The sequence below is a fragment of the Nocardioides sp. genome (genome assembly GCF_050246775.1).
Classification (GTDB): Bacteria; Actinomycetota; Actinomycetes; order Propionibacteriales; family Nocardioidaceae; genus Nocardioides.
In genome coordinates, this window is record NZ_JBFWVK010000013.1 from 1 (window position 1) to 11,337 (window position 11,337).

The window sequence follows — 11,337 nt, forward strand, 5'->3', positions numbered from 1 at the left end:
ATTCCGAACCCGGAAGTTAAGCCTTTCAGCGCCGATGGTACTGCAACCGGAAGGTTGTGGGAGAGTAGGACGTCGCCGGACAACCACTTCGTAGAGGCCACCCACCAGGGTGGCCTCTACGCTATTTCCCACGCTTTTTGGGCCCTCATTCTCTCCACAGGGCACGTCTGGCGCGAGTGTGTGCACAGGTTCGTGTCCCCTCCTCGCTAGCCGGCGTCGAACGCCGGAGCATGGAGGCTAGGAGGTGGTCAACGTGACCAATGCGCATTGAGCCGGCCGGCGTCGGACAGGACCGAGGTCGACCCGCGCGGTGGCGCTGTGAATCGGGTCCGGCTGCGTGGGCGGCTCGTGTCCGACCCGCAGTTTCGAAGCTTGGCGAACGGCGACTCCCTGTGGTCCTTCCGCGTGGTCATTCCGCGGTCCGGCCCGGCCAGAGCCCTTGCTGCCACCGATGCTTTGGACTGTGTGGCTTGGGAGGGCCGGATCAGTCGCACTGTCCAGACGTGGCGTGAGGGCGACGAGGTGGAAGTGGCCGGTGCCCTTCGGCGTCGCTTCTTCCGCTCCGGCGCAGCCACCGTCTCCCGCGTCGAGGTGGAGGCCGTCGCCGGTCGCCTCATTCGTCGAGGAGAGACCTCATGAGGACCCCGAGGCTGGGCTTGGGTTGGAACGAGGTCGCCTTCTCAGGCAGGAGGATGCCCGCCCCGGCCGCGTCGGCGACGGCATCGAAGGGCGGGATCGGCATGAGGATGCAGGTGCCGGAGTGCGTCCTGGCCTGGACCAGGGCGGATTCGGCGGTGTGATGGAACGAGATGTTGCGCTTCTCGACGGACAGCAGGGGCAAGAGCACTTCGTCGAGGGTCGCCACCGCGAGGACGTCGGCGGACGGGAGCGTGAGAGTGGCCCAGGTCGTGTCGTCGGTGAGGACGAGGGTGTGGTCGCCGAGGTGCTCCAGAGCCTCCCAGCGGCTCATCACCCGGCAGTCGTAGCCCGGTTGTTCGGCACAGGCCGAGACGACCTCGCTCATGGTCCTGCCCGCCACGAAGCGATGGATGGGTCCCAGCCACAACGGGGTGTCACTCTGGTCGACGAGCATGGCCAGGCCGAAGTCCCACGCAGTGCCGGGGTTGGCCTGCTGCAGTCGCAGGTAGGCCGCGTAGCGATGGTGCCCGTCCGCGATGAGCGCCCGGGTGTCGGCCAAGCCCTCGCTCAGGACCTTGAGATGTTCGGGATCGTGCAGCGGCCACAACCGATGGACCTGGTCGGCGCGGTCGGCGAAGGACAGGGTCGGTCGCGTCTGCGCCACCTCATGAATGACCGCGCGCATCGCGGCCGGGCCACGGTGCACCAGGAGGATGGGGGCCGGATTGATGTGCATCTCCTGCATGCGGGCTGCGAGCTCATCGACCTGTTCGGGGTGCACGCCCTCGTGCGGGAAGACCGCCTGCTGTGCATCGGGGCAGGTCTGCGAGGTGCGCGACAGATCAAGGGCCCCTACGAGGCCGCGGATCGTCACACCTGCGGCGGTGTACTCGTGGAGGTAGACCGCAGGGTCGTCGTCCCGGTGGATCCGGCCGGTGTCCTGCCAATGGCGCAGCCTCGCCGGCACGTCCGCGTACGGCCGGGCGAAAGCTCGCGCCGATGCCGGGTCGCCGATCCCGGACGCACCGAGCATCAGCGCCCGAAATGGCCTCAGGGTGAAAGGCTTGACCACGTACGGCGGCGCGACCGGCGCAGTGGTGTCCATCGCAGCATCGTAGGGTGCAGTGCCAAAGTGATGAGGAGGGCCCAGATGCTCCGCTCCAGCACAGACCCGCTGATGCGCGCCTACGATCTTGTGATGCTCGATCTGGACGGCGTCGTCTACATCGGGCCACGCGCAGTGGAAGGCGCGCCGGAGCACCTCGAGCGGGTGCGCTCGGCTGGAACCCATCTTGCGTTCGTGACCAACAACGCAGCACGCCCGCCCGAGGCCGTTGCCGCGCACTTGACCCGGCTGGGAGTCGCGGCCGATCCAGAGGACGTCGTGACTTCTGCCCAGGCCGCCGCCCGGCTGCTGACCGACCTCGTCCGACCAGGTGCGCCGGTGCTGCTGGTGGGTGGTCCCGGGGTCGAGCTCGCGTTGCGGGAGCGCGGGTTCGAGCCCGTGACGACGCTGGAGGCGAAGCCTGAGGCGGTGGTCACAGGCTACGGTCCCGATCTTCCCTGGAAGCAGTTGATGTTGGGGGCGGTGCAGATCAGGGCAGGACTGCCGTGGGTCGCCTCCAACACCGACATGACCATCCCGACCGCGTTCGGTCTCGGCCCGGGCCATGGCGTGGTCGTCCGCATGCTCGCTGAGTTCTCGGGCAAGTCCCCGGCGGTGGCTGGCAAACCCGAGAGGCCGCTATTGGACGAGACGGTGTCGCGTGTGGGAGGCACCCACCCGCTCATGGTGGGGGACCGTCTGGACACTGACATCCTCGGAGCCCACAACGCTGAGGTGGACTCACTTCTCGTCCTGACAGGGGTGACCGGCCTCGCCGAGCTGGTGACGGCGCCGCCTGAGCAGCGCCCGACGTTCCTCGCGTGCGATCTCGGCGGACTGCTGACCCCGCACCCCGAGGTCGTGCAGCAGCACGACGCATGGGGAGTGGGGGGATGGCGTGGCACCGTCAAGGACGGGGACCTCGTGGTCGAGGGCGACGGTGGGGTCGACGACTGGTGGCGATGCGCTGCGGCGACGGCCTGGCAGCACCTCGATGCGACCGGGCAGCCTGTCGATGTCTCCGGACTCGCGCCCGCGATGTCCGCCACCGGCTCGAGCGACGGGTAGCGTTGCCCGACATGAGCGAGCCCATCGAACCCACCGGTGACCCTGACGTGGACGCGGTCCTCGAGACGATGGCCGATCTCGAGGAACTCCCGGTCGAGGACCACATCGCCGTGTTCGAGCAGGCTCACGAACGCCTGAGGGCAGCCCTCGAGGCTCCCGGGCGGGTGTCGGACAGTCAGGCACCGGCCGGTGTGAACCCGATCCCGCCGGGTTTGCGACCTGGTGGCTGAGCCGACGTGCCCCCACGCAGATTGCGGCTCGATGCCGAACTGGTTCGCCGCGGGCTCGCCCGGTCGCGTGAGCACGCCAGCGAACTGGTGGCCGCCCGCCGGGTGAAGGTGGGTGGTGCAGTGGCGACCAAACCCGCGACCGGGGTCACCACCGACGTTGCGATCCTCGTCGATGCCGACCCGGACCGCCCCGACTACGTGTCTCGCGGTGGCCACAAGCTGGCCGGAGCCCTGGCCGCCTTCGCGGACCGGGGTCTCGAGGTCACCGGGCGACGCTGCCTCGACGCCGGAGCGTCCACCGGCGGGTTCACCGACGTCCTGCTCCGCGCCGGCGCCGCGGAGGTCGTGGCCGTCGACGTCGGGTACGGCCAGCTGGCGTGGCGCCTGCAGAGTGACGATCGAGTGCGCGTTCACGACCGCACCAACATCCGGGAACTGTCCACCGAGCTCATCGGCGGCCCCGTCGAGCTCGTGGTGGGCGACCTGTCCTTCATCTCGTTGCTGCTCGTGCTCGATGCGCTGATCGGCGTCACCGCACCCGACGGGGACATGGCCCTGATGGTCAAGCCACAGTTCGAGGTGGGCAAGGACCGGGTCGGCAAGGGCGGCGTCGTACGTGATCTCGGCCTCCGGGCCGAAGCCGTCAGTGCAGTGGCGGCCGCAGCTGCCGAGCGGGGCTGGGGCGCCCAGGGGGTGACCACCAGCCCATTGCCCGGGCCTTCGGGCAATGTCGAGTTCTTCTTGTGGCTGCGGCACGGCGAGGCCGTGATCGGCCCCGACGACGTGACCGCGGAGGTCGTGCGCTCCGCGCACCTGGGGGTAGCGAGTGAGAAGGTGGAGTCGTGACCGTGACCAATGCCTTCGTGTCCCCGATCGAGGGCGTCCCGCAGATCCGACGCGTCCTGCTGCTCGCCCACACCGGCCGCGACCAGGCCCGTGAGGTGGCTCGCTCGTTCTGCAAAGCCCTCACCGCACACGGCATCATCGTCCGGCTGCTCCACGAGGAGGCCCGCGACCTCGGCCTGGAGCCGACCGCCACCGAACCCAGCGTGGAGGTGGTGCCCGCCGATTCCAGGGCCGCCATCGACTGCGAGCTGGCGGTCGTGATCGGGGGCGACGGCACCATCCTGCGAGCCGCGGAGCTCACCCGCGGCACCACGACGGCTCTCCTCGGGGTCAACCTGGGCCACGTGGGCTTCCTGGCGGAGGCTGAGTACGACGACGTCGAGTCGACGATCGACGCCATCGTGCACCGGCGCTACGTGGCCGAGGAGCGGCTCACCCTCGACGTGTCGGTGTTCAGGGGCGGCGAGCTCGTGGCCAGCACCTGGGCCCTCAACGAGGCCAGCGTCGAGAAGGCCGCCCGTCAACGGATGCTGGAGGTCGTCGTCGAGGTCGACGGCCGACCCCTCTCGCGCTGGGGCTGCGACGGTGTCGTCTGCGCGACTCCGACGGGCTCCACCGCCTACAACTTCAGCGCCGGGGGTCCCGTCGTGTGGCCAGGGGTCGAAGCCCTCCTCATGGTGCCGATCAGCGCCCACGCGCTGTTCGCCCGACCCATGGTCGTCTCGCCCACATCCATGCTGGCCGTCGAGGTCCTGGCCCAGAACGAAGGTGCCGGTGTGCTGTGGTGCGACGGTCGTCGCACGGTGGACCTGCCGCCGGGTGCGCGCATCGAGGTACGGCGCGGGCGCGAGCCCGTGCGCCTGGTGCGCCTCCATGAGGCGCCCTTCACCGACCGCCTGGTGGCGAAGTTCGGTCTGTCGATCGAGGGTTGGCGCGGTGCCTCCGAGCGCCGCCGCCGATCTGAGGGCAGCGCCGATGATTGAGGAGATCCGGATCAGCTCGCTCGGAGTGATCGAGTCCTCGACCCTCGAGCTCGGGCCCGGCCTCACGGTGATCACCGGCGAGACGGGTGCCGGCAAGACGATGATCGTGACGGCGCTGGGCCTGCTGCTGGGTGGACGCGCGGACACTGGTGCCGTGCGGACCGGCGCCAAGACCGCCCGCGTCGAGGGCGTGATCGTGTCGACGGCTCTGCCGGGCCTGGTCTCGGCTGTCGAGGACCTCGGGGGCGAGGTCGAGGACGAGCGGGTCGTGCTGGCCCGCAACATCAGCAGCGAGGGCCGCTCGCGGGCCTACGTCGGAGGTGCTTCGGTCCCCGCCTCGGCCCTGTCCGGGGTGGCTGAGCCGCTGGTCGCCGTCCACGGTCAGTCAGACCAGCATCGCCTGCTGCGCCCGCGCGCCCAGCGCGAGGCCCTTGATCGTTTCGGAGCCGCGACGATCAGTGAGCTCGCCAGCCGTTGGAGTGACCTGCACAGCCGCTTGGTCGCCGTCGAGACCGAGCTGGTCGACGTCGTCGCCAACGCCCGGGAGAGGGCCAGGGAAGCCGACCTGCTGCGTTTCGGGCTCGACGAGGTGGCAGCAGTCTCGCCAGCCCCCGGTGAGGATGCTGAGCTGGCCGCCGAGGAGACCCGCCTCGGATTCGCCGACACCCTGCGCGTGGCTGCCGAAGGAGCTCGGGAGGCACTGTCCTCCGATCTGGGCGGGCCCGATGCCCTGAGCGCCACCTCAGTGGCCCGCCGGCTCCTCGAAGGCGTGCAGGACCACGATCCCGAGGCCGCGGCGCTGGCCGCCCGTCTCGCCGAGATCTCCTACCTGCTCTCCGACGCCGCTGCTGACGTCGCCTCCTACGCGGCCCGGCTCGAGACCGATCCGAACCGACTGGCCACCGTCTCGGAGCGACGCTCGTCCCTGATCGCGCTGACCCGCAAGTACGGCGAGACCATCGACGAGGTCCTGTCCTGGGCGGAGGTCGCCTCCCAGCGGCTGCTGGAGCTCGACGGCACCGACGAGCGGATCGAGCAGTTGCACGCGACCCGCCGGCAGGTGCGAGCAGATCTCGCCCGCACCGGTGCCGAGCTCACCGCGGCACGAACCCGCGCCGCCGACGTACTGGCCAGCACGGTCACCGCGGAGCTCACCCGGCTCGCGATGCCGCACGCCCAGGTCACGCTGACGGTGACCCAGCACACGGAGGAGCCACCGGCAGCCGAGGGTCCCGGGCAGCCGTTGGAGGTGGGCGGGAGGTGGCTTCGCTACACGTCCTCCGGTCTCGACGAGATCGAGTTCCTGCTCGCGGCCAACACCGGGTCGGAGCCCCGGCCGCTGCACAAGGGTGCCTCCGGGGGCGAGCTGTCCCGGGTGATGCTGGCACTCGAGGTCGCCCTCGCCGGCACCAGCCCGGTGCCGACCTTCGTCTTCGACGAGGTGGACGCGGGCGTCGGTGGCAAGGCCGCGGTCGAAGTCGGCCGGCGCCTGGCCACACTGGCACGCAGCGCGCAGGTCCTCGTAGTCACCCACCTGCCCCAGGTGGCTGCCTATGCGGACCGCCATGTCGTGGTCCACAAGTCGAGTGACGGCACGGTGACCACCTCCGGGCTCGTCGTGCTGGACGATCCCGCACGAGTCCGCGAGCTGTCTCGGATGCTGGCCGGCCAGGAGGAGTCCGACACCGCGCTGGCCCACGCTGAGGAGCTGCTCGCGACGGCGCAGGCCGAGCGCTGACCGCGCTCTGACCGTCCACGGGAGCTGCCAGGAGCAGGCGACTCGCCCGACACCCACGGTTGCGCAGATCACCGACGGGTCTTTGTCACGATTGAACTGATGAGATTCCCCGCGCGACAACGACTCGACACCGCCCTGCCCGGACTTCGCGCCACCGCGCGGGTCGAACGGCGAACCAAGAACCTCCTGGCGCGCCTTCGTCCCGGTGACATCGCCGTGATCGATCACCTGGACCTGGATCGAGCCACCGCCCAAGCCCTGGCCGACGCCGAGGTGGCGGCTGTGGTCAACGCCTCGGCCTTCATCTCCGGTCGCTATCCCAACCTCGGGCCGGAGCTTCTCGCTCAGTCCGGCATCGCCCTGGTCGACGGCATCGGGACCGCGGGACTCGCAGCCATCAAGGACGCCACCGCCATTCGGCTCCACGAAGGCACCGTGTACGTCGACGAGGCGCCGGTGGCGCACGGCCGGGTGGTCGACCTCGAGACCGTCATCGAGGAGATGACCGCGGCCCGTCAGGGCCTCGGTGCACAGCTCGAGAGCTTCACCCACAACAGCACCGAGTTCCTGCGTCGCGAGCAGGACCTCCTGCTGCATGGCTCCGGTGCTCCGCGACTCGCCACTGCACTGGCCGGACGTCCGGTCGTCGTGGTGGTGCAGGGGCACGACCACGCGGCGGAACTCGCCGGGATCTCATCCTTCATCAAGCAACAGGCACCCGTCCTGATCGGAGTCGATCGTGGTGGTGACGTGCTCCTGGCGGCCGGCCACCGTCTCGACGTACTCGTGGTGACCAGCCAGGGGCGGGTCGGCGACGGGCATCAGGCCGTGTCGTCCAAGGCCGTCAAGGCGGCCCGGGACGTCGTGGCCCTGGTCGACCGTGGTTCAGCCCGCACGGTGACCGAGCCGCTCGAACGACTCGGGGTGCAGCCACTCCGGTTCGAGACCGGAGCCACGGCGGAGGACGCTGCCCTGCTGCTCGGTGACCTCAACGACGCCTCGCTGATCGTCGGGGTCGGCATGAGCGCAACCCTGGATGAGTTCCTCGACAGCCAGCGGGCGGGCCTGGCAAGCACCTATCTCACCCGACTCAAACTCGGGCCGCGCCTCGTCGATGCCGCCGCGGTCCCCGAGCTCTACTCCGGCACCGTCCGCCCCCGACACCTCCTGATGGTGGTCATCGCCGGCCTCGTCGCGCTCGCCGCCGCCATCGGCGTGACACCCGTGGGCCAGGAGTGGGCCGACGCGCTCGGCAACGGTGCCACCGACCTCTTCGACTCCCTGCAAGGACTCTTCTCGTGATCTCGTTCCGCCACCACCTCGTCTCGCTCGTCGCCGTCTTCCTCGCCCTCGCGGTCGGCGTGGTGCTCGGCGGAGGTCCCCTCTCCGAGGTCGGCCGGACCACGGACGACGCAGCCGAGACATCAGCGGCGAAGAAGCAGGACGCCACCGCGACCGCCGCCGACGGTTTCGCCGACGACTACGTCACCGCCACAGCACCCTCGACCCTCGCTCAGACACTGAAGGGCGAGAGCGTCGTCCTGGTGACGATGCCGGGTGCCGACCCCGAGGTCGCCAAGCAGCTGGGCACCCTGGTCGACACCGCCGGAGGGGAAGTGGTCGGTCAGTACGCCGCTGCCCCCGGCCTTGTCGACCCTGGTGAGAAGTCACTGGTGGACACGCTGGGCAGCCAGCTGGCGACCTCGCTGAAGGACGCCAACATCCCGGCCGACGCCACCACCTACGTCCGGATGGGACGGCTGCTCGGACTGGGCCTCGCCACCAGGACCCCGGGCGGTTCGGCCATCGATGACCGGGCGACCTCGATCCTCGAGAGCCTCAAGGGCGCCGAGCTGTTGACCAGCACCGCCGCACCCACCAAGCGCGGAGCACTGGTGCTGGTGGTCATGGGGGAGGAACCCAGTGACCTGGAGGCCGGGGGAGACGTCGTCATGGCGGGCCTCGCCACCGGTCTTGCGCAGGTCAGCCAGGGTGTCGTCGTGGCCGGTTCGACCGGTTCGGCCGCCGACGGCGAGCTGGCGCAGCTGCGCGAGGACGAGACGTTGACGGCCGCGGTCTCCACCACCGACTCGGTGCAGACCGGGGCCGGACAGGTCACCGCGGTGCTGGCGCTCAGTGCCGTCACGGACGGGACCATCGGCGCGTTCGGGGCGTCGGGTGCGGACGGACCCGTCCCGGTCGGGTAGGCTAGAACCCCGTGAAGACCGGGGCTCCCACCAAGCATGTATTCGTCACCGGAGGCGTCGCCTCCTCACTCGGCAAAGGGCTCACGGCATCAAGCCTGGGCAGCCTGCTGAAGGCACGTGGGCTGCGGGTGACCATGCAGAAGCTGGACCCGTATCTCAACGTTGACCCCGGCACCATGAACCCGTTCCAGCACGGCGAGGTCTTCGTGACCAACGACGGCGCGGAGACCGATCTGGACATCGGTCACTACGAGCGGTTCCTCGACACCGACCTCAGCCAGATCGCCAACGTCACGACCGGACAGGTGTACTCGTCGGTGATCGCCAAGGAACGTCGCGGCGACTACCTGGGTGACACCGTCCAGGTGATCCCCCACATCACCAACGAGATCAAGGAACGCATCCTGGCGATGGGCAGTGCCGACGTCGACGTGGTGATCACCGAGGTCGGCGGCACGGTCGGTGACATCGAGTCCCTCCCGTTCCTCGAAGCCGCCCGCCAGGTGCGCCACGACATCGGTCGCGACAACGTCTTCTTCCTCCACGTCTCCCTGGTGCCCTACATCGGTCCCTCGGGCGAGCTGAAGACCAAGCCTACCCAACACTCGGTGGCGGCGCTGCGCCAGGTCGGTATCCAGCCCGATGCCGTCGTCTGCCGCGCCGACCGCGAGCTCCCGCAGTCGATCAAGAAGAAGATCTCCTTGATGTGCGATGTCGACGAGGAGGCAGTGGTGACCGCTGCCGACGCCCCCTCGATCTACGACATCCCGAAGGTGCTGCACCGCGAGGGTCTCGACGCCTACGTCGTACGGCGCCTGGACCTGCCGTTCCGCGACGTGGACTGGACCGTCTGGGACGACCTGCTCCGGCGGGTGCACCACCCGAAGGAGGAGGTGACCGTTGCCCTGGTCGGCAAGTACATCGACCTGCCGGACGCCTACCTGTCCGTCGGCGAGGCGCTGCGAGCGGGCGGCTTCGCCCACGAGGCCAAGGTGCACGTGCGGTGGATCGCCTCGGACGAGTGCGAGAGCCCGGCCGGTGCCGCTCGCCTGCTCGGGGACGTCGACGCAGTGCTGGTGCCGGGAGGCTTCGGCATCCGGGGCATCGAAGGCAAGCTCGGAGCTCTGCACTACGCCCGCACCCACGGCATTCCCACACTCGGGCTGTGCCTCGGCCTGCAATGCATGGTGATCGAGTACGCCCGCAACGTCGCCGGAGTCGACAAGGCCGCCTCGACCGAGTTCGATCCGTCCTGCCCCGAGCCGGTGATCTCGACCATGGCGGAGCAGACCAGCTTCGTGGAGGGGGCTGGCGACCTGGGCGGCACCATGCGCCTGGGCCTCTACCCGGCCGAGCTCGCACCGGGCAGCATCGTGCGCGAGGTGTACGGCGCCAGCGTGGTGGAGGAACGCCACCGCCACCGCTACGAGTTCAACAATGCCTACCGCGACCAGCTGAGCGAGGCCGGGCTCGTGTTCTCCGGCACCAACACCGACCTCGACCTGGTGGAGTTCGTGGAGCTGCCACGTGAGGTGCACCCCTACTACGTCGCCACGCAGGCCCACCCGGAGCTGCGCAGCCGCCCGACTCGCCCGCACCCGCTGTTCGCCGGCCTGATCGGCGCGGCGATCGAGCGCCAGAAGGAACTCCGCTTCCCGATCGACGAGTCTGGACTCCGCCGCAAGGACGAGGACGAGGACTGACCGGTACGGTCGCGTCATGACCGCATCCGCGCCGATCTCCGACCTCCCCGACGAGAGCTGGCCGGTGACCGAGTCGGTCGACCTGCACCGCGATGGCTGGGTGATCGCACTGCGATCGGACCGGATCCGGCCGCCGGGTCATCACGACGGGCCGGACTTCCGCAGGTTCGTCGTGGAGCATCCCGGTGCGGTGGTGATCCTCGCGATGGACGACGACCGCCAGGTGGTGTGCCTGCGCCAGTACCGCCACGCCGTACGCCATCGGCTGCTGGAGCTGCCCGCCGGGCTCCGCGACGAGGACGGCGAACCCGCCGTCGAGACGGCCAAACGGGAGCTCCGCGAAGAGGCGGAGGTCGAGGCCGAGCACTGGACGCGGCTGCTCAGCACCTGGTCCTCGCCCGGGTTCACCACGGAACGGATCGAGATCTTCCTGGCCACGGGTCTGAGGGACAGCCCGCGTGGCGACTTCGTGCTGGAACACGAGGAGGCCGAGATGGAGCGGCTGATGGTGCCGTTCGACGACCTCCTGGCCGCGGTGCTCGACGGACGCGTGGCTGACGGCCCCGTCGTCCAGGCGGTCCTCGCGGTCAAGGTGCGTGGCCTCGACCGACCCTGAACCCGACAGCCGGCGAGGAGTAGTCTCGCCGCCAGCGACGAGGGCGGTGCCCAGAACAGGAGTAGACGGTGAAGGTCGGCGTTCCCAAGGAAGTGAAGAACAATGAGTTTCGGGTGGCGATCACGCCTGCGGGTGTGAATGAGTTGGTGTCGCATGGGCATGAGGTGTTTGTTGAGGCTGGTGCGGGGGTGGGGTCGTCGAT

Annotated in this window: 11 protein-coding genes, 1 rRNA gene and 1 pseudogene; 12 read left to right on the forward strand and 1 reads right to left on the reverse strand. The window is 69.5% G+C overall.

From position 1 onward, the window contains the following. Window positions 1-81: ribosomal RNA gene (gene rrf, locus AB7I40_RS23495) — 5S ribosomal RNA — on the forward strand; the annotation flags it as partial. Between the two features lie 237 nt (window positions 82-318). Continuing rightward, window positions 319-639, forward strand: a complete 321-nt coding sequence (locus tag AB7I40_RS23500; RefSeq protein ID WP_428347883.1) for a single-stranded DNA-binding protein — start codon at window positions 319-321, stop codon at window positions 637-639. Here the strand turns inward: AB7I40_RS23500 and AB7I40_RS23505 are convergent. Beyond that, window positions 614-1,744 (reverse strand): DUF1015 family protein, encoded by a 1,131-nt coding sequence (locus AB7I40_RS23505; RefSeq protein ID WP_428347882.1) that lies wholly within the window; start codon window positions 1,742-1,744, stop codon window positions 614-616. The two genes, AB7I40_RS23500 and AB7I40_RS23505, sit on opposite strands and share 26 nt — an antisense overlap. 45 nt (window positions 1,745-1,789) lie before the next feature. Between AB7I40_RS23505 and AB7I40_RS23510 the strand changes: the two genes are divergently transcribed. The 10 genes and pseudogenes from AB7I40_RS23510 to AB7I40_RS23555 form a co-directional block, all read left to right on the forward strand. Next, on the forward strand, window positions 1,790-2,812 hold the full coding sequence (locus AB7I40_RS23510; protein ID WP_428347881.1) for an HAD-IIA family hydrolase: 1,023 nt from the start codon (window positions 1,790-1,792) through the stop codon (window positions 2,810-2,812). Between the two features lie 11 nt (window positions 2,813-2,823). Beyond that, entirely contained in the window at window positions 2,824-3,042 is a 219-nt protein-coding gene (locus AB7I40_RS23515) for a hypothetical protein (protein ID WP_428347880.1), read from the forward strand. Between the two features lie 6 nt (window positions 3,043-3,048). Then, a complete protein-coding gene (locus tag AB7I40_RS23520) occupies window positions 3,049-3,888 on the forward strand; it encodes a TlyA family RNA methyltransferase (RefSeq protein WP_428347879.1) in 840 nt (279 codons plus the stop codon). Continuing rightward, window positions 3,885-4,871: an NAD kinase gene (locus tag AB7I40_RS23525; RefSeq protein WP_428347878.1), complete on the forward strand. Its 987-nt coding sequence runs from the start codon at window positions 3,885-3,887 to the stop codon at window positions 4,869-4,871. The genes AB7I40_RS23520 and AB7I40_RS23525 overlap by 4 nt, the downstream gene beginning before the upstream one ends. Then, window positions 4,864-6,609: a DNA repair protein RecN gene (gene recN, locus AB7I40_RS23530; RefSeq protein WP_428347877.1), complete on the forward strand. Its 1,746-nt coding sequence runs from the start codon at window positions 4,864-4,866 to the stop codon at window positions 6,607-6,609. Before AB7I40_RS23525 ends, recN begins: the two co-directional genes overlap by 8 nt. 99 nt (window positions 6,610-6,708) lie before the next feature. After that, window positions 6,709-7,911: a putative cytokinetic ring protein SteA gene (steA, locus tag AB7I40_RS23535; RefSeq protein ID WP_428347876.1), complete on the forward strand. Its 1,203-nt coding sequence runs from the start codon at window positions 6,709-6,711 to the stop codon at window positions 7,909-7,911. Next, the gene (locus AB7I40_RS23540; protein ID WP_428347875.1) at window positions 7,908-8,816 is read left to right on the forward strand and encodes a copper transporter; all 909 of its coding nucleotides are present in this window, start codon (window positions 7,908-7,910) and stop codon (window positions 8,814-8,816) included. Before steA ends, AB7I40_RS23540 begins: the two co-directional genes overlap by 4 nt. A gap of 11 nt (window positions 8,817-8,827) precedes the next feature. Continuing rightward, window positions 8,828-10,519: a CTP synthase gene (locus AB7I40_RS23545; RefSeq protein WP_428347874.1), complete on the forward strand. Its 1,692-nt coding sequence runs from the start codon at window positions 8,828-8,830 to the stop codon at window positions 10,517-10,519. Between the two features lie 16 nt (window positions 10,520-10,535). Continuing rightward, complete coding sequence (locus AB7I40_RS23550) at window positions 10,536-11,135, forward strand: NUDIX domain-containing protein (RefSeq protein ID WP_428347873.1); 600 nt, start codon at window positions 10,536-10,538, stop codon at window positions 11,133-11,135. 68 nt (window positions 11,136-11,203) lie between these two features. Then, window positions 11,204-11,337 (forward strand): annotated as a pseudogene (locus tag AB7I40_RS23555) (alanine dehydrogenase); the annotation flags it as partial.